At 43.0% G+C, this 23,919-nt stretch carries 23 protein-coding genes and 1 other annotated feature; of the genes, 21 read left to right on the forward strand and 2 right to left on the reverse strand.

Annotated elements, in window-relative coordinates; genetic code table 11:
* Positions 1 to 15 precede the first annotated feature (15 nt).
* Positions 16 to 720 carry a 23S rRNA pseudouridine(2604) synthase RluF gene (rluF, locus tag H2672_RS12865; RefSeq protein ID WP_186671987.1) on the reverse strand — a complete coding sequence of 235 codons (705 nt, stop codon included), beginning with the start codon at positions 718 to 720 and terminating at the stop codon, positions 16 to 18.
* 325 nt (positions 721 to 1,045) lie between these two features.
* Positions 1,046 to 1,272 (forward strand) — a binding site (T-box leader).
* Between the two features lie 67 nt (positions 1,273 to 1,339).
* Between rluF and H2672_RS12870 the strand changes: the two genes are divergently transcribed.
* Genes H2672_RS12870 through trpA form a run of 6 tightly spaced genes read left to right on the forward strand, consistent with a single transcriptional unit; the run spans position 1,340 to position 7,195 of the window.
* Positions 1,340 to 2,713 (forward strand): anthranilate synthase component I family protein, encoded by a 1,374-nt coding sequence (locus tag H2672_RS12870; RefSeq protein WP_186671989.1) that lies wholly within the window; start codon positions 1,340 to 1,342, stop codon positions 2,711 to 2,713.
* Positions 2,714 to 2,768: 55 nt separating this feature from the next.
* Positions 2,769 to 3,800 (forward strand): anthranilate phosphoribosyltransferase, encoded by a 1,032-nt coding sequence (gene trpD, locus H2672_RS12875; protein WP_186671991.1) that lies wholly within the window; start codon positions 2,769 to 2,771, stop codon positions 3,798 to 3,800.
* Entirely contained in the window at positions 3,797 to 4,585 is a 789-nt protein-coding gene (gene trpC, locus H2672_RS12880) for an indole-3-glycerol phosphate synthase TrpC (RefSeq protein ID WP_186671994.1), read from the forward strand. The genes trpD and trpC overlap by 4 nt, the downstream gene beginning before the upstream one ends.
* Positions 4,582 to 5,196, forward strand: coding sequence for a phosphoribosylanthranilate isomerase (locus H2672_RS12885; RefSeq protein WP_186671996.1), 615 nt, complete (start codon positions 4,582 to 4,584; stop codon positions 5,194 to 5,196). Before trpC ends, H2672_RS12885 begins: the two co-directional genes overlap by 4 nt.
* 3 nt (positions 5,197 to 5,199) lie before the next feature.
* The gene (trpB, locus tag H2672_RS12890; protein ID WP_186671999.1) at positions 5,200 to 6,414 is read left to right on the forward strand and encodes a tryptophan synthase subunit beta; all 1,215 of its coding nucleotides are present in this window, start codon (positions 5,200 to 5,202) and stop codon (positions 6,412 to 6,414) included.
* Complete coding sequence (gene trpA / locus H2672_RS12895; protein ID WP_186672001.1) at positions 6,407 to 7,195, forward strand: tryptophan synthase subunit alpha; 789 nt, start codon at positions 6,407 to 6,409, stop codon at positions 7,193 to 7,195. The genes trpB and trpA overlap by 8 nt, the downstream gene beginning before the upstream one ends.
* An 838-nt stretch (positions 7,196 to 8,033) precedes the next feature.
* Here trpA and H2672_RS12900 read toward each other — a convergent pair.
* Positions 8,034 to 8,864 carry an AAC(3) family N-acetyltransferase gene (locus H2672_RS12900; protein WP_186672003.1) on the reverse strand — a complete coding sequence of 277 codons (831 nt, stop codon included), beginning with the start codon at positions 8,862 to 8,864 and terminating at the stop codon, positions 8,034 to 8,036.
* A 117-nt stretch (positions 8,865 to 8,981) separates the two neighbouring features.
* Here H2672_RS12900 and H2672_RS12905 point away from each other — a divergent pair, with 117 nt between their 5' ends.
* From H2672_RS12905 to H2672_RS12975, 15 genes are all read left to right on the forward strand, one after another.
* Positions 8,982 to 9,956: a DUF4003 family protein gene (locus H2672_RS12905; protein ID WP_186672005.1), complete on the forward strand. Its 975-nt coding sequence runs from the start codon at positions 8,982 to 8,984 to the stop codon at positions 9,954 to 9,956.
* 446 nt (positions 9,957 to 10,402) lie between these two features.
* Entirely contained in the window at positions 10,403 to 11,419 is a 1,017-nt protein-coding gene (locus H2672_RS12910; protein ID WP_186672007.1) for an ABC transporter ATP-binding protein, read from the forward strand.
* The gene (locus H2672_RS12915) at positions 11,406 to 12,338 is read left to right on the forward strand and encodes an ABC transporter ATP-binding protein (protein WP_186672009.1); all 933 of its coding nucleotides are present in this window, start codon (positions 11,406 to 11,408) and stop codon (positions 12,336 to 12,338) included. Before H2672_RS12910 ends, H2672_RS12915 begins: the two co-directional genes overlap by 14 nt.
* A 5-nt stretch (positions 12,339 to 12,343) precedes the next feature.
* The gene (opp4B, locus tag H2672_RS12920) at positions 12,344 to 13,306 is read left to right on the forward strand and encodes an oligopeptide ABC transporter permease (RefSeq protein WP_186672012.1); all 963 of its coding nucleotides are present in this window, start codon (positions 12,344 to 12,346) and stop codon (positions 13,304 to 13,306) included.
* 35 nt (positions 13,307 to 13,341) lie between these two features.
* On the forward strand, positions 13,342 to 14,244 hold the full coding sequence (locus H2672_RS12925) for an ABC transporter permease (RefSeq protein ID WP_186672049.1): 903 nt from the start codon (positions 13,342 to 13,344) through the stop codon (positions 14,242 to 14,244).
* Positions 14,245 to 14,262: 18 nt separating this feature from the next.
* Positions 14,263 to 16,116, forward strand: coding sequence for an oligopeptide ABC transporter substrate-binding protein (gene opp4A, locus H2672_RS12930; RefSeq protein ID WP_186672014.1), 1,854 nt, complete (start codon positions 14,263 to 14,265; stop codon positions 16,114 to 16,116).
* Positions 16,117 to 16,316: 200 nt separating this feature from the next.
* Positions 16,317 to 17,240, forward strand: a complete 924-nt coding sequence (locus H2672_RS12935; protein WP_186672016.1) for a S66 peptidase family protein — start codon at positions 16,317 to 16,319, stop codon at positions 17,238 to 17,240.
* Between the two features lie 450 nt (positions 17,241 to 17,690).
* A complete protein-coding gene (gene ureA, locus H2672_RS12940; protein WP_186672018.1) occupies positions 17,691 to 17,993 on the forward strand; it encodes an urease subunit gamma in 303 nt (100 codons plus the stop codon).
* 15 nt (positions 17,994 to 18,008) lie between these two features.
* Positions 18,009 to 18,377: an urease subunit beta gene (locus tag H2672_RS12945; RefSeq protein ID WP_186672025.1), complete on the forward strand. Its 369-nt coding sequence runs from the start codon at positions 18,009 to 18,011 to the stop codon at positions 18,375 to 18,377.
* Complete coding sequence (ureC, locus tag H2672_RS12950; RefSeq protein ID WP_186672027.1) at positions 18,374 to 20,089, forward strand: urease subunit alpha; 1,716 nt, start codon at positions 18,374 to 18,376, stop codon at positions 20,087 to 20,089. The genes H2672_RS12945 and ureC overlap by 4 nt, the downstream gene beginning before the upstream one ends.
* Before the next feature lie 103 nt (positions 20,090 to 20,192).
* On the forward strand, positions 20,193 to 20,723 hold the full coding sequence (locus tag H2672_RS12955; RefSeq protein ID WP_186672029.1) for an urease accessory protein UreE: 531 nt from the start codon (positions 20,193 to 20,195) through the stop codon (positions 20,721 to 20,723).
* Positions 20,665 to 21,405: an urease accessory protein UreF gene (locus tag H2672_RS12960; RefSeq protein ID WP_255485812.1), complete on the forward strand. Its 741-nt coding sequence runs from the start codon at positions 20,665 to 20,667 to the stop codon at positions 21,403 to 21,405. Before H2672_RS12955 ends, H2672_RS12960 begins: the two co-directional genes overlap by 59 nt.
* 22 nt (positions 21,406 to 21,427) lie before the next feature.
* Positions 21,428 to 22,057, forward strand: coding sequence for an urease accessory protein UreG (ureG, locus tag H2672_RS12965; RefSeq protein WP_186672031.1), 630 nt, complete (start codon positions 21,428 to 21,430; stop codon positions 22,055 to 22,057).
* 67 nt (positions 22,058 to 22,124) lie between these two features.
* Positions 22,125 to 22,856: an urease accessory protein UreD gene (locus H2672_RS12970; RefSeq protein ID WP_255485813.1), complete on the forward strand. Its 732-nt coding sequence runs from the start codon at positions 22,125 to 22,127 to the stop codon at positions 22,854 to 22,856.
* A 369-nt stretch (positions 22,857 to 23,225) separates the two neighbouring features.
* Positions 23,226 to 23,702 (forward strand): acyl-CoA thioesterase, encoded by a 477-nt coding sequence (locus H2672_RS12975; RefSeq protein WP_186672033.1) that lies wholly within the window; start codon positions 23,226 to 23,228, stop codon positions 23,700 to 23,702.
* The last annotated feature ends 217 nt before the right edge of the window (positions 23,703 to 23,919 follow it).

Raw genomic sequence — 23,919 nt, forward strand, 5'->3', positions numbered from 1 at the left:
AACAGCTTTTTTCTTTTAACGCTTCGGCTCATAATTCAGCATCTTGAACATTTCCGACAGTTCTTCTTCAGTTAAGTCACGCCATTGTCCGTTAGGCAAATTACCGAGATGGATGTTCATAATGCGCGTCCGCTGCAACTTACGAACGTTGTAACCAAGCGCGGAACACATGCGACGAATTTGGCGGTTCAATCCCTGCGTCAATGTCATGTTGAATGTACGTGGTCCAATTTGTTTTACTTTGCATGGTTTCGTCACCGTATCTAAAATCGGGACGCCGGACTCCATTTGTCTGATAAATTCCTTCGTGATTGGTTGATCGACATTGACGATATATTCTTTTTCGTGGCCATTTTCTTCACGCAAGATTTCATTGACGATATCGCCGTCATTTGTCAGAAGAAGAAGCCCATCTGAATCTTTGTCGAGCCGGCCGATATGGAAAACACGTAGCGGATGGTTTACGAAGTCGACGACATTTCCTTTAATATGGCGTTCTGTCGTGCTTGTAATACCAACGGGTTTGTTGAGCATAAGATAGACGAGTTGCTCTTCTGTCTTCACTAATTTTCCGTCGGCATGGACTTCGTCTCCATCTTTAACTTTACTGCCGAGTTCGGCAAGTTGCCCGTTAATTGTAATGCGTCCATCTTCTATCCATTTATCCGCACCGCGCCGGGAAACAATCCCCGCTTCGCTTAAATATTTATTGATTCTCATGTATGTCATCCTATCTAAGAAAGTTCTTTCTTCTATTGTAGCGCGTCTGTGGAAAATGTTCAAAAACATGGAGTTGACATTAGAACGATGGAGTTGGTATTAGAAGTGCGAAGTTTACATTAAAAACGTCGAGTTGCAATTAAAACCCGGAAATTGCAATCAAGCAAAAGAAGACGCCTCCATTTCAAGTCTGGTATGAATGAAACAGAAAAGATTGACAACTAGCTTACCTTGTAATACGATGGGATTAACATTTTTTAAGAGACGGGCAGAAGATACCGAGAGCGGTGTCGCCCACGACAGACGAGTTGAGAAGAGCATAGCTGAGAAATTGATGAATAAGAATAGTAGCACAGGAGCGCGATTGTAGAGAGTCAGTGGGTGGTGAAAACTGATTCGCGGCCGGTGTGAATGGACTTATGAGAGTCTATTTGAATCGTTTTTCAAGTAGGACGTGAGATCCCACGTTACGGGATGTGTCCTATGGGCACGCTAAGTGGAAGCAGCAATGCTTCAATTAGAGGTGGCAACGCGGTAAATTCCGTCCTCTGCAATCGGGCTCCTATGTCCTTTTGCAGGGGACTTTTTTTATACCCAAAAAAAGGAGAGCTGAGCAGAGATGAGTAAAGAACAGACGAGTTTACGGACGACAATGAAGAAGTTAAATGGGGATTCATTAACGCCAATATTGATTTTTAGAAAAATGCAGGGAAAAAGAAAGTTTTTATTAGAAAGTTCATCGAAGCGCGAGGGATCTGGGCGCTACTCTTTCCTTGGGATGGATCCATTGAAATCGTACAGCGGACGCGATGGAAAGCTTGAAGAACATGTTTATGCTACGGGCAAGAAATATGTACACGAGGGCAATTTGTTTGTGCTGTTAAAACGATTGATGCCACGAATTACGGATGATATCGATTTTCCTTTCACAGGTGGAGCGGTCGGTTACGTTGGCTACGGAGCAGGTTCCGACAGTGTGACGCGTTGCCATGACGACATGGGATTCCCAGATGTTAATTTCAATATTTATGAAACTATTATTGTTTTTGACCATGTGTTGAATGAAGTGACGTTGCTGCATACGGAAATTAATCCGGAACAAAGCGCTACTGATTTGGATGCACTAGCTGAAAGCATGTTATCCGGACCGGAAAAAGAAGAGGCGGCTTTTGCGCTATCAGATTATAGCTGTTCTGTCACACAACAACAATTTGAAGAGTTGGTACGCGTTGCAAAAGGGTATATCGAGCAAGGTGAAGTTGAGCAGGTCGTACTGTCTAGACGCTTAGTAGCGGACTTTAACGGCGATCCGTTTTCATTATACCGAAAGCTAAGAAAGCGTAATCCTTCACCTTATATGTATTATATGGAATTCGATGATCACGTCGTTTTAGGGACGTCTCCAGAAAGTATCGTAAGTGTATCGAATGGCAAAGTAATGACGAACCCAATTGCAGGAACACGCAGACGTGGTGTAGATAAAGCAGAAGATCTGGCACTTGAAAAAGAGTTGCTGGCGGACCCAAAAGAACTTGCGGAACACGATATGCTAGTTGAGCTTGGACGGAATGATCTGCAGAAAGTATGCCTTCCAGGTTCGGTGAATGTCACAAGTTATATGGAAGTCGTCCGTTACCAGCATGTAATGCATATTGTATCGGAAGCAGAGGGAACATTGTCGCCAGTGCTACATTCATTGGACGCGTTAACGGCATGCCTTCCGGCGGGTACGGTAACAGGTACACCGAAAAAACGTGCAATGGAATTGATTGATGAATTGGAGAAAATGGACCGAGGTATTTACGGCGGGGCAATTGGTTATATCGGTTTCAACGGCAATATGGATTTTGCGTTGACAATTCGCACGATGGTTGTGAAAGGCGGTAAAGCGTATGTGCAGGCAGGGGCAGGAATTGTGCAAGCGTCAGATCCAACAGCGGAATTTATGGAAACAGCCAATAAAGCTAAGTCCTTGTTGGAAGTCGTGAACTAAATCGATAATGAATTGATTGTGAGAAAGAGCCTAGCGGAGCAGAGGAGAGATTGAGATGAGAAGTTTTGTCAGAAGAGTAGAGATGGGCGAGCATTTGATGTATGAAGAAATGGTGGAAGCTTCTAAGCTGATGTTTACTGAACAAACGGAATCGCAGGACGTAGCCGATTTCCTTGTGGCATTGTCACGAAAAGGGGAAACGGCACATGAGGTTGGAGCACTTGCTTCGGTTATGAAATCGTTCGCGCTTCGAGTAAATGTACCACGGGAAACATTTATGGATAACTGCGGAACGGGCGGAGACGGCTCAAATACGTTCAACATTAGTACGGCATCCGCATTCGTTTTGGCGGGCGCTGGCGCTTCTATCGCTAAGCATGGCAATCGAAAAATTTCGAGTGCCGCGGGAAGCTCCGATGTATTGGAAGAACTCGGCATTCATACGGATTTCAGCTTAGATGAAACAATTGAACTTCTTAAGCAGGAAGGGATCACCTTCTTATATGCACCAAACGTTCATCCGAAAATGAAGCAAATTGGTGCTATCCGACAGCAAATTGGCAAGCCAACCATCTTCAATCTCGTGGGACCTCTGACAAATCCAATACCTTTGAAAACACAGTTCACAGGCATTAACAGGCCGGACTTCACGATGGAATATGCATCCGTCTTGCGCATGCTTGGCAGAGAACGGGCAATTGTCGTATCGGGAGCGGGGGGAATGGATGAAGCGTCACTTGCGGGACAAAATGCATTTGTGCTTCTTGATAAAGGCGATTTGATCCCGTTTTCACTGACAGCGGATGACGTGGGACTTACCTTTGCACCGATTTCAGCTATACGTGGAGGCGACGCGAAGGAAAATGCAGCAACCATTCGAGCGATTTTCAATGGACGACGCGGTCCTCATTTCGATACGGTCGTTTTCAACGCAGGCATCGGATTATTCGCGAATGGGCAAGCAGGGACGATCCAAGAAGGTGTCAAACAGGCGACAGACAGTATATTATCTGGCAAAGCGTTGCAAAAGCTAGATGCAGTCGTAGCATTCAGTTCGAAAATCGGTGTAAAGGTGGTGGCGAGATGACGATTCTAGACGAGATATTACATGAGAAACGGCGTGAAGTGCTGAGCATGTTGGCAGAGCAGGATGTGTTACAAGAAGTTCGTCCGTCGCGTCCGTCTTTATTCAACAAGTTATATAAAACAGAGCATTTGCAAGTCATTGCAGAAATGAAGCGTGCATCTCCCTCGAAGGGACTTATCGCGGAAGGTGCTGATCCTGTCGCACAAGCGATTTCTTACTACAACGCAGGCGCAGCGTGCATTTCAGTATTGACGGATAGTCATTTTTTCAAGGGCTCTTTCGAAGACTTAGCGGCTGTCGCAGATAATGTTCCGATTCCGTTGCTGTGCAAGGACTTTATCATCCATCCTGTACAGATTGACCGTGCGAAAAGTGCTGGTGCATCTGTCATTCTACTGATTGTTGCCGCTCTTACTGATGACGAACTAAGCAATCTCCATGCCTATGCATTGGCATCTGGAATGGAAGTGCTTGTGGAAGTACATGACGGATTGGAGCTGAAACGTGCGATTGCTATCGATGCAAAACTGATAGGTGTTAATAATCGAGATCTCCGTACATTTAAAGTGGATTTAAAGAGAACCGAAGAGATTGCAATCCTGTTTCCGTTTGATGAAGAACGTGTCCTCATTAGCGAAAGTGGTATCTGGGAATCGGAAGATGCGTTATTCGTTGCAGATGCCGGTGCGAGTGCAGTTCTTGTCGGCGAATCATTGATGCGAAGCGGTGCAGTTTCTGCAGCCATCCATTCACTTCAAGTCTCGTTAGCTAGAGTAGTCCGATGACGAAGGTCAAAATTTGTGGATTAATGGAACCACAACACGTGAAAACAGCAGTCGAAGCTGGAGTAGATGCAATCGGCTTTGTCTTTGCTCCAAGCAGGCGGCAAGTGACAATCGCCGAAGCACAAGAGTTAGCGAAGGATATTCCACCTGGCGTGCTGAAAATCGGAGTATTTGTAGATGCATCACGAGATGAAATTGAGCAAACTTACCGTGAAGTACCGCTAGACTTTGTTCAATTTCATGGCGATGAAAGTTCAGATTTCATCAAAAAAGTCGGACTTCCTTCCATTAAAGTGTTATCAGTTTACAGTGATGAAGATGCAAAGCAATCCGCACACTATGAAACAGACTACTTTTTGTTCGATACACCTGGAACGGACTTTAAAGGTGGTAGCGGAATGACCTTCGATTGGCAACTAATGAAAGACGTTGGTGTACAATCGGACAAAGTCATTCTGGCGGGCGGACTGAACGCGAATAATGTTGCACAAGCAATCAGGACGGTACATCCATATATGGTGGACGTTTCAAGCGGAGTAGAACGTATGGGAAGAAAAGATGGCAATTTGATTCGCGCATTCATTAAGGCAGTCAAAGATGAGGAGAGATAAGCGATGGTAAAAGAATTGGATGCAACTCAAACGATGCGGGCAGGGCGATATGGAAGATTTGGTGGACAGTTTGTTCCTGAAACATTAATGACAGCACTTATCGAACTAGAGGCTGCTTATGATGATGCAATTGCAGATCCTACTTTCACAGACAAAGTAAGTTATTACTTAAAAGATTTTGTCGGACGGGAGACACCGCTGTACTTTGCGGAAAGACTTACAAAAGAAGCGGGCGGTGCGAAGATTTATCTCAAACGAGAAGATTTAAATCATACGGGCGCACATAAAATCAATAATACGGTTGGGCAGGCACTTCTAGCGATGCGTATGGGTAAAAAGAAAATTGTTGCGGAAACCGGAGCGGGTCAGCATGGAGTAGCAACGGCAACGGTATGCGCCTTATTTAATCTTGAATGCGTTATTTACATGGGGAAAGAAGATATTCGTAGGCAAGAATTAAATGTTTTCCGCATGGAGTTACTCGGAGCAAAAGTCGTTTCGGTTGATAAAGGATCAGGCACACTGAAGGATGCCGTCAATGAGGCGCTTCGCTACTGGGTCGCGAATGTGGAAGACACGCATTACATATTAGGTTCAGCCCTCGGTCCGCATCCGTTCCCGAGAATTGTCCGTGATTTCCAACGTGTTATCGGTGTGGAAACGAGACGACAAATTGTGGAGAAAGAAGGGCGTCTGCCAGATGCAATTGTTGCGTGCATCGGAGGAGGGAGCAATGCAATCGGTATGTTCCACCCATTTATTGAAGATGAAGACGTTGCATTGTATGGCGTTGAAGCGGCGGGAAGCGGTATTGAAACAGGACTTCATGCGGCTGCAATTACGGATGGCAAAGAAGGTGTTCTGCACGGGGCGTATATGTATGTGTTACAAGATGATGATGGATTTATCCAGGAAGCGCACTCCATTTCAGCGGGTCTTGATTATCCCGCCGTCGGTCCGGAACATTGCCATTTACATGATATTGGACGTGTAGCGTACACATCTGTTACGGATGCAGGTGCATTGGAAGGATTGCAGTTATTGGCGAGAGTAGAAGGAATCATCCCCGCACTTGAAAGTGCACATGCGGTTCACTATGCAGTCGAACTGGCAGGTACGATGGGTGAGGAAGAAATTCTTGTCATTTGTCTTTCTGGACGTGGCGATAAAGATGTCCAAACGGTACGCGATGCTTTAGGAGGTGGCTTGAATGACTAAGCAAGACTTAACTAACGCGATTACTGATTGTGTAAGACTAGGCGATAAAGCATTTGTGCCCTATATAATGGCGGGCGACGGTGGGCTAGAAACAATAAAGGGAAATATTGTATTTCTCCAACAAGCAGGCGTGACAGCAATCGAACTGGGCATTCCTTTTTCAGATCCAGTTGCAGACGGTCCGGTGATAGAGGAGGCGGGAGAACGGGCACTTGCTAAAGGAGTAACACTTCGTAAGGTATTGAAGGAACTCACTTTATTTAAGGATGAAGTCACCGTTCCGCTTGTAATCATGACTTATTTGAATCCGATTTTAAGCTACGGCATTGATCAATTTGCGAAGGATTGTCAGGACAGCGGAATCAGCGGACTGATTGTGCCTGACTTGCCACACGAAGAAAATGGGCTATTGCGGAGTTCCCTTGAAAAATCCGAGATTGCACTCATTCCATTAGTTTCGCTAACGAGCCCGCCGGAGCGGATTAAGAAAATAACAGCGGCAGCTGAAGGTTTTGTGTACGCAGTAACGGTAAATGGTATTACAGGAGTGCGTGATGGATTTGGCGATGATCTAGCTGCCCATTTGGAGCAGTTGAAAGCGGTGAGTCCAGTCCCTGTATTAGCTGGGTTTGGTATTTCAACACCTGAACAGGTCCAGTCAATTGGTGCGCTTGCAGACGGGGTCATTGTAGGCAGTGCGATTGTTGCTGCTTTTCATAGAAATGATTTAACAGCGATCGAGGCGTTAGTAAAAATATCGAAGAAAGAAATATATAGCTAAAAAACACGTCTGTTGATTAACTAGAAAGTAACTTGATCACACATTGGGTGCTACGTGTATAGTTGCATTTTGATTGCTTTGGAATTGAACGACTTCTATACGATTACCGGGGATGTCTGGATGCGTAGGGATGCGACAAAGTCGCATCCCTACGCATCTTTCTCGGTAATCGTATGGTGGTCCTTCATCCGCCGCACTCCAAATGTATACGTACACGAAGTGCATATAGAGCTTTTTGGGACGAAAGAATTGCATGCTTCTTACCTGGAGAAAAGCCGCCAAAGATGCAATTTTGGCGGCTGAAACTTTCTATAGGTTTTTTTTTACTAATAAAGAAGTGTCACTTTCTAGTAGGCGTAACATGATTAGATGCATATTCTTTGCTAAAAGTAAGCAAGGAACACATTGTACAGCATGCAAGAGTGCCCGAAATTGTATCTTCGGGCACTTACAATCTCTATAGAAAGTCATCTACTCTTTTCTTCCAAAACAACTGCATTTTTCATTTGAATAGTGTAGGAACGCGACAGGCAACTATTCACAACAGGATTACAGAGAAGGGTGTGGCTAGAAGTGACGAAGTCACTTCTAGCCACACTGGGCCCCCTCAGTAAATCTGTCATGAATAGTTAGCTGAAAGCGAGCCGGAAATACTCCAGTGAAAATGGATCTTTCCATGCCCTACTCACAAGTATTTTATGCAAATAAATCCTTAATCAAAAGACGTGTATAAGAAACGCCCCCCATTACGCGAAATAATACGCGAAGAGGGGCGTTTCTTATACAGTTTGGTCGTTATGTCGTATAGTTCAAGGATAGGGTCGTCTAGCTTCTGCTTTTACTCAGCTACTACTTCCGACATCCTTTTTTCGGTTACCCATACAGTCCCAAAATCAATCAATGGTTTCATCGGAACAATTTTACAAAGGGCTTGCCCTAACTTGCCATCGAGGGCAATACCGGGGTTCATTTCCTCGAATGCGGTACCCAATTCGGGGAAAATATCCGAATCGACATCGGCCATATTAAAAGTTGCCCAAATTCGTTCACCGTTTTGCATGATGGCTGCTCCTTGTGGGGAAACTGTACATTCAGGAGCCAGGTATTCGGATAGATGAAGGGCTGTGCACGATTCATAACTGACGCCAATCATAATGATTTTCACATCCGCATTCACCATTTTTCCGAGTGGGGAATTAGGTCCGAATGAATCCTCAAGCGGGTGTTCACTCATCCAGTCATCTGCGTGTAGCCCCCATGCCATAAACGAATGGGCGGGGTGAGGACTTCGAATTGTTTCGGGGTGGCGATGAAAGCATTCAGCAATTTTCCCCATTCCACGCAGATGGGTTAAGTTCGGGTCGTAAGCGGGAATAGATTGACGTATAGGTTCATGCCACTCTTCTGGAACAGGGGGAAGCATCCAGTAAGACGGTTCCGAATTGTCGCCGGACTGTGCGGGCATGATGATTGTGCCGTTTGGCGTCACCGAATCCATAAGCGCTTCGACGACGGCTTGTTCACCACCTGCAATCCACCCCATCGATTTGAGGGATGCATGGACAATGAGATGATCGCCCGATTTAACGCCAAGTGAGCTAAGTTGCTCTTTTAGCGTCTTTTTAGATTGGAATGAATGGGTATTGAGAATTGTTTCAAATTCGGTCATGTGGATCACTCGATTCTATAGATATTTCAAAAAGCATAGCAAGCAGTAAAGGTTTTGCCAAGTTTTATGAAACCTTTCTTGCGGACAAGCGTACATATATAAAAGGAGATGTGTTCAATGGATGCGAATGTGATTAGACAGGAAGTCGAAACGACATATGAAAAAGTGAAATCGTTGGCAGGTTGGACGGTGGATAAAAACGTCGTGCTGACAATTACATCGTATTATGTCACATCTGAAAGAGAATTTGATGCGCAAAGTTTGAGCCGAGTAATGGATGCACTGAAAAGTAAATCAAGTTGGCTTTCGCCTTTACGCGGCAATCTACTTCCGATGATGGCTGCATTTTTAGATCAGCCCGGAGCGGATATTGACAAAGAAGTGAATCGTTTATTCGCGAAGCAACAAGTCCTAAAGGGGATAGGCTTCCGTAATACAATCCATTCGTATTTGGCTGCGCTTCTGCTGACCAATGATACAGAGCTCTATGAAAATGAAGCTCGCCAAGCCAAAAAGCTGTATGATGCGATTAAGAAGCAGCATTTTTTCCTGACGTCTGACGATGATTACGCATATGCGGTATTGCTGGGGAAAAGAGGCGCCGATCCAATTGAGCACGCCAAGTCGATGCGTGCGTATTACGACGCACTGCGGACTGAGGGATTCCGTTCGGGAAATGAACTACAATGGCTGTCACAAGTAATGACTTACATACAAATCAAGTTTGACCCGAATCTCGTAACCAGGGCTGCCGAAGTATTAACTCATTTTAAACGTAATACGAAAGTACGGCCTGTGCATTACCCGATGATTGGATTTCTTACCGTATTTGGAATAGACGATACGGAATTGCAGAATATTGTCGAACTGACGCATTCATTGGAGGAATCCAAACCTTTTAAATGGAATCGTGAAATGGCGTTGTCTATAGCGATTGGGTATATTATGCATAAGTTGACTGAAAGTGCAGAAGCAGCAAGTGTTAGTCTTGCGACGTCCGTGGAATTAATTATACAAGCGCAACAAGCGGTGATGGCTGCAACGATTGCTGCGATGGTTGCGTCTACCTCAGCAAATTCATCCAATAATTGATTGTGATTCGCTTAATTTCCATTCAGTTTAGATAGGCTTTTGCGTCACGGGAACAGTTGGATTCAGAAACGTGATTTTAACTCCGTGTATCTTGTAAAGGAGCCGATAGCGCTTAAAATGACTAGGATGAAAATATCCTGTCAAATACATAAAAAGATTTCATTCCAAATCGGAAATGGAATCTTTTTTGCGTTTTATAAATATAATATAAAAATATTATTCTTGAAAAGTTAAAAGTATTTCGGTTAAGGAAATGCTTTCAAATCAACGTTTGTAACCTAAATGTAACCTAATTGTCACATCGAAAGTGTTTTATGTATTTCATATCTTGTAAAAATAGTGTTGTCATCCATAAATTTGTATAGTATATTGGTGCAAGTGAATCAATATCAGAAAATTTACTATTAATAGTTTGGGAGTTTAAGTATTGTAAGGAGGAAATTTTCTTGGGGAACCCGGTATTGGAAATTAAAAATCTCCGCACATCGTTTCGAATAAAAGACAACTACTATGCCGCAGTCGATGATGTATCATTGACTGTTGAAAAAAATGAACTGCTAGCCATAGTAGGCGAATCGGGTTGCGGGAAGAGTGCATTTGCTTTTTCGATAATGGGTCTGCATAGTCAAGCTAAAGTGGAGGGGGATATTTACTTCAAGGGTCAGAATATAGCAAATATCTCTACGGCTAAGCTAAATGAATTGCGTGGGAATAAAATGGGGATGATTTTTCAAGACTCGCTTTCCGCATTGAATCCATTAATGACTATTGGCGATCAAATTGATGAGATTATTTATATCCATAACAGTAAGTTACCGAAAAAGGAACGGAAAGAGAGAGTCATTGATTTGCTGAATAAGGTTGGAATTGTCGATCCAGCATTTACTCACGATCAATTTCCCCATGAATTATCAGGTGGGATGAGGCAGCGGGTAGTGATTGCGATGGCGATTGCCAATGAACCGGAGCTATTGATTGCTGACGAGCCAACGACTGCTCTGGATGTGACCATTCAATCTCAAATACTTGATTTAATAAAAAAGCTCAAAGAAGAGATTCACGCGGGGATTATTTTGATTACCCATGATTTGGCAGTTGTTGCTGAAATGGCGGATCGCGTTGCTGTCATGTACGCAGGTCAAATTGTTGAGATAGCGGATGTCTATACATTATTCGAAAACCCCTTGCATCCTTATACGAGGTCGTTGCTGAACTCAGTTCCGAATTCAAATGAAGTGCAATCTGAACTTCATGTCATTGAAGGGATTGTACCGTCCTTGCAGAATTTGTTGCGTGAAGGCTGTCGATTCAGTCCAAGAATACCTTGGATTGATGAGTCAGCGCATGAAAAAAACCCAGTATTGCATGAAGTAAGTCCAGGTCACTTCGTACGTTGTACCTGCTACCAACAGTTTAGCTTCCCTGAAAAAAGCAAGGAGGATCAATACCATGGCGTTTCTTGAAGTAGAAGATTTAAAAGTCCATTTTCCAATTCAAGGCGGCGTATTTGGTAGGACTGTTGACCATGTAAGAGCAGTGGATGGTGTCTCGTTTTCGATTGAAAAAGGGAAGACATATGGGCTTGTTGGTGAATCTGGATCCGGAAAAACAACAACTGGACGCGCAATTATTGGTTTAAACAAAATAGCTGCAGGAAAAGTTATTTTTGACGGACAGGACATTACAGATTTGCGCCGCTCGAAAATGGGTGCACGCAGGGATATACAGATGATCTTTCAAGATCCCTATTCCACGTTGAATCCCAAAAAACGAGTGCTTGATATTGTATCTGAGCCACTTCGTAATTACGAAAACCTTTCAAGGAGCGAAGAAAAGAAGCGGGTCGGGGAACTATTAGAGCTCGTCGGTTTAAGCCCAGAAAGTATACATAAATACCCGCACGAATTTTCAGGTGGACAACGACAACGGATTGGGATTGCTAGGGCAATTGCTTTAAAACCGAAGTTGATTATTGCTGATGAACCTGTTTCAGCACTTGATGTTTCCGTTCAAGCACAGGTCTTGAATTTTATGCAGGAGATTCAAAAAGAGTTGGGTCTTACTTATCTCTTTATCAGCCATGATCTTGGAATTATCAAGCATATGTGTGATCGAATTGGGATTATGTATAAAGGGCGTTATGTTGAGGAAGGAACTCCGGAAGATATCTTTAAGAATCCACAGCATATTTATTCAAAACGGTTGGTTGCTGCAATTCCTGATATTGACCCTAGAAAACGTGAACAACAGGTACAATTCCGTCAAGCAGTAAAAGTAGAGTATGAGCAGTCATACAGCGATTATTTCGATGACTTGGGCTTGGCATATAAATTACAGCCTGTATCGGACACACATTTAGTGGCTTTGCCTGGGAAAGGGTGAATGGTATGTGGAAATTCACTGTACGTCGAATTGGAATAATGATTCCGCAAATTGCATTACTAAGTCTTTTAATATTTATCATGGCAAAAATGATGCCTGGTGATGCGTTAAGTGGTTTGATCGATCCGAGTATTGATCCAGCTACGATAGAGGCAATGAGAAAGAAACTAGGCTTGGATAATCCTTGGCATATTCAATACATGGATTGGATTAAAGGGGTGGCTCAGGGCGATTTTGGACAATCCTTCCGCTTTAAGATGCCGGTCACCGAATTAATTTCTCAACGACTAGTTAATACGTTTTGGCTGTCACTAGTTACGTTAATCTTGACTTATTTAATCGCGATTCCCCTAGGCATTACAAGTGGACGGTATAACGATTCATGGGCTGACCGATTAATAACAGGTTACACGTACGTAGGGTTCGCGGCTCCATTATTTATCTTTGCACTTGTAATGCTTTGGATCTTTGGTTTTCATTTTGGTTGGTTCCCTACCAGTGGTAGTGTAACGCCAGGGCTAAGCCCAGGTTCGTTCGAATATGTACTAAGTAAAATAAATCATTTGTTGCTCCCTTCATTATCAATGGCCCTTATCGCAACAGTTTCGACTGTTCAGTATTTACGAAGTGAGATTATTGATACAAAACAGAAGGAATTTGTAGTGACAGCACGGGCGAAGGGTGCATCGGAGTCAAGGGTTTATAACCGCCATATTTTAAGAAATTCATTGTTGCCGATTGCCGCATTTTTTGGTTATGAAATTACGGGGTTAATCGGAGGAACCATTTTTATTGAAAACATCTTTGGGTACCCAGGAATGGGTCAGTTGTTTATAGAATCGATTTCACTACGTGATTTTAGTGTGGTGACATCAGTTGTTCTAATATTTGGGATTGCTTCGATCTTAGGTGCATTGATTTCAGATATTATATTAAGTATTGTTGACCCACGTATTCGTATAAAATAAGAACTCGATAGACTTTGAGGTGGTTAAGGTTGGAAATGAAAAATGTCCATTTACCCGACAATACGCAGGATGCTGACAGAAGTCCATCCGGCTGGATTATTATCTGGCGTGAACTTGTTCGAGATAAACTAGCTTTTATATCATTAGTTTTTCTTACACTCATTATGGTATTTGTATACGGCGTTTCCCTGTTTTTAGATCAGAAAGAAATTGTGACAGTGGACTTGTTTTCTATCCACAAAGCCCCGTCTAAAGAATTTTGGTTAGGTACAGATTATGGTGGACGAGATGTTTTTGGACAACTGATTATCGGGACGCGGAATTCACTTTCAATTGGGATTCTTGTAACAGTAATGACGGGCGTCATTGGAATTACGGTTGGCTTGATTTCAGGCTATTATGGCGGAAAGATTGATAATATAGTCATGCGGATTGTTGACTTTTTCATGATTTTACCATTCCTGATGATTGTCATTGTGTTTGTATCAGTTTCACCTAAATATACCATTTTGACATTCTCCTTAATCATGACGGCTTTTTTATGGATGGGAAAAGCACGATTAATCCGATCGAAAGCGTTGCAAGAAAGAGAACTAGATTATGTGCAAGCTTCAAAAACGCTGGGCTCACCGAATATAAAAATAATGTTTACACAGGTGTTACCGAATTTAAGTTCAATCATTATCGTTTCGATGACATTGAGCTTAGCTGCAAACATTGGTTTGGAATCTGGGCTATCCTTTTTAGGCTTTGGTTTTCCAGAAAGTACGCCAAGCCTCGGGACACTTGTCAGTTATGCAAGAAACCCACAAACTTTGGAGTATCGATGGTGGATCTGGTTACCTGCATCACTACTAATACTAGTGCTGATGTTGAGTATAAATAATGTCGGTCAAGCGTTAAAACGTGCGACAGACGCAAGACAAAGAAGAGGATAAGAAGGGGGAGAGATTTATATGTTAGGAAAGAAAAGTGTAAGTAAAGCTTTATTCGCATTGATGCTTGTTCTAGTACTTGCGTTAGCGGCTTGTAATAAGGCGGAAGAAGCGAAACCAGCAGATACTGGAACTAAGAAAGAAGAGGACAAGAAAGAAGAGGTCAAGAAAGAGGAAGTCGTAGATGACGGCCTTTATTCAATCGATGACTTTAGTAATCTTAAAACCAATGAAGGTGAAGCAATCGAAGGAGGTTCATTCACATATGGACTTGTTTCAGATACTGCTTTTGAAGGAACGTTGAACTTTAACTTCTATTCAGGCGCACCTGATGCTGATGTTCTTGAGTGGTTCGACGAAGGCTTGTTGACATGGGATTCAAGTTTTGTCTATACAAATGACGGTGCTGCAACATATGAAGCATCTGAAGATGGAAGAACATTCACGTTCACGATTCGTGACAATGTAAATTGGCATGATGGCACACCAGTTACAGCTGAAGACTGGTTATTTGCACATGAAGTCCTTGGCCATGCTGACTATGATGGTCCGCGTGCTGGAGACGTTCTTAACATTGTAGGTATGGAAGATTTCCAAGCAGGTAAAACAAAATCAATTTCTGGTATTGAAGTAGTAAGTGATAAAGTATTGAAAATCACTTATCTTGAAGCAACACCATCACTTATCACAGGTGGAATCTGGACATACCCACTTGCTAAGCATATCTTTGGCGATATGCCTGTTAAAGATATCTCATCTTCTCCAGAAGTACGTCAGAAACCAATTGGTTTTGGTCCATTTAAAGTTGACACAATCGTACCTGGTGAGTCAGTAACGTACACTAAAAACGAAGATTACTGGCGCGGGGCACCAAAGCTGGACACAGTTACTTTAAAAGTAATCAATCCAAACGTCGTTGTTCAATCACTTGAAAAAGGTGACGTGGACACAGTAAGTGCTTTCCCAGTAAATCAGTTCCCAGATAACGCTAATATGTCAAACGTTGAATTCTTAGGTGCTGTAGATCGTGCATATTCGTATGTTGGCTTTAAACTTGGAACTTGGGATAGCGAAAAGAAAGTAGTAAAACCAAATCCAAATGCGAAGATGGCAGATGTCAATTTGCGTAAAGCTATGTGGCATGCGGTTGATAATAATACGGTAGGTGAGAAGTTCTATCATGGCCTACGTTGGTCTGCAACAACATTGATTCCACCATCACACCCGGAATATCATGATGCAACAAATCCTGGTACACCTTATGACCCTGAAGTAGCAAAACAGTTGCTTGAAGAAGCTGGATTTAAAGACGTTGATGGTGATGGTATCCGTGAAGACAAAGAAGGAAAACCATTGGTTATCAATTATGCTGCTATGTCCGGCGATGACATCGCTGAACCTTTGGCACAATACTATATTCAAGCATGGGAAGCTGTTGGCTTGAAAGTAGAACTATTAGATGGTCGCTTACAAGAGTTTAATACTTTTTATGAAGGCGTTGGACAAAAAGGAAATGACAATCCTGACATTGATATTTATGCAGCTGCTTGGGGCGTAGGTATCGACGTGGATCCTAGTGGATTATACGCTAAAAACGTATTATACAACTTCGCTCGTTGGGAAAATGCAGACAATGAGCGCCTGTTAGCTGAAGGTATCTCTGAAGAAGCATTCGACGTTGAGAAGCGTAAAGAAATTTACAACGAGTGGCAACAACTGATGACAGATGAAGTTCCTGTATTCCCAACATTGTATCGTTCGGTATTGGTTCCAGTTAACAACCGTGTACAAAACTATGCAATCGGTGATGGAACAGGTGTATATTTAAGTGATATCGCAGTAACACAAGATAAGCCTATGTCTGCGAAAAAGTAAGGTAAGATTTATAGTAAAAGCTTGTAGAGGAAAAGAGTCATTTTTCTTCTGCAAGTTTTTTTTATTGTCAAGAAGTGCTGTAAGGATCCTATAAATAGGCCTGTAAACAAGAAAGCATGTTTGAATAGCGGAATATGATAAGCTTATTAAGAATATTAGAAATAGGCGTATCAGCTTCTTAATGAAAGGAAGTTATTTATATGAAAATAAGGCCACAACGCCTCCAACAAGGGGACACAATTGGTATCATCGCACCTTCGAGCCCGCCGAATCAGGAGAACTTAGAGCGCTCACTTGCATTTCTTGAACAGCTGGGATTGAAATGGAAGTTTGGCAAGCATGTTAAGAACGTCCATGGTTATCTCGCGGGGACGGACGATGAACGACTTCAAGACTTACATGATATGTTCGCAGATCCTACGATTAAAGGAATCATCTGCGCGGGCGGAGGATACGGTTCGGCTCGCTTTACGGATAAAATCGATTTGCAGCTTATGAAAGAGAATCCGAAGGTCTTTTGGGGTTTCAGTGATATCACGTACCTGCATACGGCGATGGGCCTGTATTCCAATCTTGTCACGTTCCATGGTCCGATGCTAGCGTCGTGTGTTGGGAAAGACACGTTCCATGAATTGTCTGCAAAAATGTTCCAACAGTTATTTGAGCCAATGGAACTTCATTACACAGAAGCCATTTCACCTCTTGAAACGATTACAGCTGGTGTTGCGCAAGGTGAACTTGTTGGTGGGAATCTGTCGCTACTTGCTAGTGGAATTGGTACCAAGTTTGAAGTGGATACAAAAGGAAAGCTTCTATTCATAGAAGATGTTGGCGAAGAACCATACAAAGTTGATGGTCTTCTCAATCAATTGCGTATGGCGGGTAAGCTAAAAGAGGCAGCAGGAATTGTCATCGGCGATTTCTCAGATGCGGAACCCAAAAAACGAAAAGAAACACTAACACTTGACGAAGTATTCGCAGATTACATGTCTAATTTAGGGATACCAGTTGTAAAAGGATTTAAAATAGGTCATTGTCAGCCACACTTTGCTATACCACTTGGCGTCGGCGCAAAGCTCGATGCGGATAACAAGACACTAACGATATTACCTGGCGTGGAGTAAAACTAGGTATGAAAGCGATTTACGCAAACTAATCACTTGGAGATATGCCGCTGAATCTAGGCGGCATTTTGTGTTTGAGCGACAATACTTTTGGGTAACATATATGAGAGCGCAGAAAATGATGAAATTGAAGATACAAGTGTTTTTTTGATAGTTAAAAGTAAAAATTATGTTAGAGTTGTGAAAAAGTAATTTCATTTACCTATGCTTGTTTAAGTCGTTAAGTTGTAAAATAATCCATAACGCATTATAATTGTTTAGTCATCGACATTCTTCGACACATTCCGCAAAAGCTCGATCTAGTCGGGCACCAATCCACTGGACAGTAGTCCGAAATGGCATATTCATGCAAACTAAGTCAAAAAAAGTAATGAGAACGCTAATTCAATTAATTTTCTGAATCGTCTAAGGTTTGGTTTTTTTATTAACTAAAAAAAGAGGTGCTTTGAATTGAAATTATCACCGGTTGAACAGGAAAAGTTGCTATTGCACGTTGCAGGAGAACTAGCAATTAAACGTAAAGAACGCGGAGTTAAGTTAAATTATCCGGAATCTATTGCACTAATTTGTCACTATATTATGGAAGGGGCGCGTGATGGCAAGACTGTTGCGCAACTGATGAGCGAAGGAAAAAAAGTGCTTACGGTTGAGGATGTAATGGAAGGCGTCGGCGATATGATCAGTGACGTGCAGATAGAATGTACATTCCCAGATGGAACAAAACTTGTGACGGTCCACCGTCCAATTCAATAATAGGAGGCTTTAACAATGATTCCAGGAGAAATTAGAACAGCTGAAGGCATGATTGAAATAAATGCTGGACGCCCGGTGAAAACAGTACGTGTTGCAAATACTGGTGACCGTCCCATACAAGTCGGATCTCATTTCCACTTTATTGAAGTTAATAAATATCTTGAATTCGACCGTGAACAGGCAGTTGGCATGCATTTGAATATCCCATCTGGCACGGCTGTACGCTTTGAACCAGGCGAAGAGAAGGAAGTCGAATTGGTTGAATTCGGTGGAAAACGTCATGTGTTCGGGCTGAATAATTTGACGGAAGGTTCGACGCACCATAAGGACGAAATTATGGATAAAGCAGCTGAAGCCGGATTTAAAGGAGCTGAGGATAAATGAAAGTAACACATGAACAATATGCGAAAATGTTTGGTCCGACAGTAGGCGATAAAGTACGTCTTGCTGATACCGATCTTTGGATTGAAATTGAAAAAGACTATACATCATATGGTGATGAAGGTGTTTTCGGCGGAGGAAAATCCCTTCGTGTGTCGATGGGCCAAAACGGTAAAAACATTCGTGAAGAAGGTGTTCTCGATACGGTTATCACAAACGTTATGATTATTGACCATACAGGTATTGTAAAAGCAGATATTGGTATTAAAGATGGCCGTATTATAGGAGTCGGAAAAGCAGGAAATCCGCTTACCATGGATGGTGTAGATCAGGATATGATTATCGGTGTAGGAACGGAAGTCTATGCAGGTGAAGGACTCATCGCAACAGCAGGTGCTGTCGACACGCATATTCACTTCATTAGTCCACAGCAAGTTGAAACTGCACTTAACGCTGGTACGACTACATTCATCGGTGGTGGAACAGGTCCGGCCGCGGGTTCAAAAGCGACGAGTTTGACGGCTGGCGAGTGGCATCTTCACCGTATGTTACAAGCGGTTGAAGACTTACCAATCAACGTTGGGTTACTTGGAAAAGGGAGCGCATCTACGACGGAACCAATTATTGAACAAGTCCGTGCTGGTGCAATCGGTATGAAAATACACGAAGACTGGGGTGCTACTCCAGATGCCCTGAATCAGAGTCTTATCGTTGCAGATGAATTCGATATCCAAGTCGCACTTCACTCCGATACGCTCAATGAAGCGGGTTTTGTTGAAAATACAATTGAGGCGATTGATGGTCGTGTCATCCATATTTTCCATACAGAAGGAGCGGGCGGCGGACATGCGCCAGACCAACTGAAATTGGCTGCATATCCAAATATCTTGCCTGCATCGACGAATCCGACAAAACCATTTACAACAAATACAATTGACGAACATTTGGACATGCTTATGGTATGTCACCATTTGAAACACGATGTACCTGAAGACGTGGCGTTCGCAGATTCACGTATCCGTCCTGAAACAATTGCGGCCGAAGATATTATGCAGGATCTAGGAATTCTAAGTATAATGTCATCCGATTCACAAGCGATGGGGCGTGTTGGTGAAGTGACAATGCGTACATTCCAAACGGCAAATAAAATGAAAATGCAACGCGGCGCACTTCCACAAGATGAAGGAAAAGACAACGATAACTTCCGTGTAAAACGTTACATTTCAAAATTAAATATTAACCCGGCGATTGCACACGGAATCAGCCATGAAGTAGGTTCACTCGAAGAAGGGAAACTAGCGGATATTATCCTTTGGGAGCCTGCATTTTTCGGCGTGAAAGCGGAAGTCGTTATTAAAGGTGGAATTGCTGTTTACGCAATGACTGGCGATCCAAACGCGTCTATCCCAACGCCGCAACCGATGATGGGACGCCGTATGTACGGTTTCCACGGTCAAGCACCTCAACACGCGGCAATGACATTCCTTCCTAAAATTGCAGTAGAAGAAGGCCTTCCTGAAAAACTGGGCCTTAAGAAAATGATTGGTACTGTTAAAAATTGTCGTAACATTGGCAAAGCAGATATGAAACATAACAGTGAGACACCAGAAATTGACGTCAATCCCGAAACATATGAGGTGAAAATTGACGGCGTACTTGCTACGTGTGAACCGGTTAGTGTTCTCCCGATGGCACAACGTTATTTCCTATTTTAATTACTAAATATATCTAAGGGGGAAGGTAGAAATGGTTGTAAAAGATACTTTACAACCATTTCAACTTCGACCTACTGGACATGTCGATAAAGGAGAGTGCTAAATGCTTATAACAAAAGTCATTGGTAATATCGGAACGGAAGAAGAAATTGCCGGTAAAAAGACAGAGTGGATTGAACTTGACTGGGAAGAGTTAAGTAAACGCATTCTACGCAAAGAAACAGATCAAGGTACAGATGTCGCGATATCACTTGAACAACAAGATGACGACCATGATCACGACGATCACGGCCATGACCATGACCACGACGAACATGATGATCACGACCATCACCATCACGAACATCAGACGTTACAATATGGCGATCTTCTATTTGAAGACGACGTACGCCGTATCGCTGTTCGCACGAAAATGGAGCCGGTTATGGTAATTAGCCCGAAAAACATGACGGAAATGGGTAAAACAGCTTTCGAACTTGGTAACCGTCACACGCCGGCATTGATTGAGGAAAATGAAGTCATCGTGCGTGCAGACCATACGTTGAATAAATTGCTAGATGAAGTGGGTGTTGCATATGAAACAACTGAAAGACGATTCAAACAACCATTCAAATACCGCGGACACTCTCACTGATCTTGCCCTTTTACGGTTAATTCAAATTCATGATTCGGCGTTTCCGATTGGTTCTTTTACACAGACGTATGGTATGGAAACGTATATTCAGGAAGATGTGATCCGGACGAAAGAGGATTTGGTCGCTTATTGTACATCGTTTCTATTTCAAAACCTGGTGCGTGGGGATGCGATTTTAATTCAAGAAGCGTATGCTGCTGCTCAGGAACAGGATATCGAACGACTTCTCTATTTGGAGCAATTATGCGGAGCAATCAAGCTTGCGAAGGAATCACGTGAGGCGAGTGTGAAACTTGGTAGACAGTTCATTAAAACGGTGTCTCCACTCGGAACGGATGGTTTCCTTACTGACTGGAAAGCACGCATTGATTCGAAAGAGATTAAAGGACATTACGCCATACTCTATGGTATTTACAGTGCGACGACAGGCGTCAGTGCGCATCATGCGGTTATGACGTATTTGTTCGCATCGCTTAACGGACTCGTCCAAAATGCAGTCCGTGCTGTGCCATTCGGCCAAACTACCGGTGTCCAAGCAACGTATGAATTGATTGGACAGGTGACGGAAGCAGCTAAATTAGTAGCTACTTTGACAGAGACTGACATTAGTAATAACGCGCTAGGTATTGAACTTGCTTCTATGAAGCACGAGTATTTGTTCTCAAGATTGTTTATTTCATGATGGATTGAAAGGAGTTTTTTTAATGAAACCAGTACGTATTGGCATCGGTGGACCCGTTGGATCGGGCAAAACATCGCTCGTTGATCAACTAACACGCTCGATGCACAAAGAATATAATGTAGCGGTCATAACGAACGATATTTACACGCGTGAAGACGCTCAGTTTTTAATAAATAGTGGTGTACTTGAAGCGGATCGCATTTTAGGCGTTGAAACGGGAGGGTGCCCACATACGGCAATCCGTGAAGATGCTTCGATGAATTTCGCAGCAATTGATGAACTGAAAAGTCGCTTTACGGACCTTGATATTATTTTCGTAGAAAGCGGTGGTGACAACTTGTCCGCTACATTTAGTCCGGAACTTGTTGACGGTTATATTTATGTCATCGACGTTGCAGAAGGCCAAGATATTCCAAGAAAAGGCGGACCCGCTTTGACGCGTTCCGATCTTTTATTGATCAATAAAACGGATCTTGCTCCATACGTTGGCGTTGATCTTGAATTAATGGATAGCGACGCAAAAAAAATGCGTAACGGACGTCCGTACATTTTCACAGATGTAAGAACACAAAAAAATGTTGACCAAGTTGTTGCTTGGATCAAGCACAATATGCTATTAGAGGGTGCGGAATCCGCTGGTTCAAATGCTTAAACCGTCCCGCACCATCCATCACGGAAAACTAGACTTGGAGTTTGAACCAAGAAGAGGCTACACGCGAATGCCTCATGTTTTCCAGCAACCTCCATTGAAGGCAAGTCGTGAACTGTACGAAGGGAAAGACCCGACAGCGACCGTTTACATAATGGAGTCCTCTGGGGGCATGGTCGCCGGGGATCGGAATGACATTACAGTGAAACTTGCTCCTAATAGCAGTGTAAGGTTGGTTCAGCAGTCCGCTTTGAAAATCTATCCATCACATACAGGAGACACTTGTGTGCAGACCATTAATGTCGAGCTCGGAGAACAGGCACGTCTCGAATGGATGCCGGAAGTAATTATTCCATTTGTAGATGCGAAGTTCAGGGCCGACACGACACTTCGAATCGCCAGCGATGCAACTATATTATGGGGTGAAATCGTTGCTCCCGGCCGTGAAAAGCGCGGCGAGATATTTAATTATCAATCATTTCATACGAATTTCAAGATATTTGTCGAGGACGAATTAATTGCTTTTGACTCTTTGCATTTCTCACCGAAAGAAGCTGCACTTAGCGATATCGGTGTACTGGAAGACGCCATGTATATCGGTTCAATCTGGCTCGTATCACCCAAAGCCGTCGATGTCGACGTGCGCGCAATACAAGAGACATTGCGGGTCGATGCTGGCTTGAAGTCTGGTATGACACGGCTTGAAGGAAATGCAATTCATTGCAGATGGCTTGCGGTTGATCAGTGGACGATGCAGGAAGATATGAAGCGTGTATACGCATTGTTGGCAGCAAACGTTTAAGAGGACACTTCGATAAGGGGGTGTCCTCTTTTGGTTATGGTTTTTTCGGTGAGTGTTGTTAAGTTTGCTTGTGACGTTTCGAAGTTTCGAGAGAGTGTTGTTAAGTTTGCTTGTGACGTTTTGAAGTTTTGCGAGAGTGTTGTTAAGTTTGTTAGCGGCGTTTTGAAGTTTTGAGAGAGTGTTGTTAAGTTTGCTTATGATGTTTCGAAGTTTCGAGAGAGTGTTGTTAAGTTTGCTTGTGACGTTTCGAAGTTTCGAGATAGAGTTGTTAAGTTACGGTTTTCATTCCAAAAAGAAAAATTTACGGTCACTGTGCCTAGGAATGGGTATACTTACTATAGAGTTCTACATTGAAAAGGGGATAACCATATGCCAGAAAAAAAACCAATGGGCCAATCACGCACAATCCAGACGAAACTAGTATTGCCGCCCGATACCAATCATCTGCAGACAATTTTCGGGGGGAAAGTCCTCGCATATATAGATGAAATCGCTGATATTGCAGCTATGAAACATTCAAAGAAAGCGGTTGTTACTGCTTCAATCGATTCGGTCGACTTTGTATCGTCGGCGCGTGTCGGGGATGTGCTTGAACTTGAAGCAATCGTCACGTCAACAGGCCGTACATCGATGGAAGTGTTCGTATCGGTCCATTCGATGAACTTGCTTACAGGTGAAACAAAACTAACAACCGAATCCTTCCTAACGATGGTTGCTATGGACGAGAATAACAAACCAACCCCTGTACCGGGTATTTACCCGGAAACAGAAGTTGAAAAGAGTCTGTTTGAAACAGCTCCTGCACGTCGTGAACATCGGAAATTGCGGAGTGAGATGAAACATTAATTATTGGATGTGGAAAAGTTTAAAAGGTGGGCCCCTGTTTATAGGAGGTTCACCTTTTGTGTTGGGTACAATTAAGTTAAATAGTAGTTTTTTGTAGTGAGGAAGTATTTGAACCCCCATAACGCACTTACAAGTTCACTCCGTTTTGAATGAAGCTAGGACGATCACCTTTTTCAACCTTTCTAAAGTTATTAAATGCTAAAGTCATTACGTTGTT

Source organism: Sporosarcina sp. BP05, from assembly GCF_014282005.1.
In the GTDB taxonomy this organism is placed as follows: Bacteria; Bacillota; Bacilli; order Bacillales_A; family Planococcaceae; genus Sporosarcina.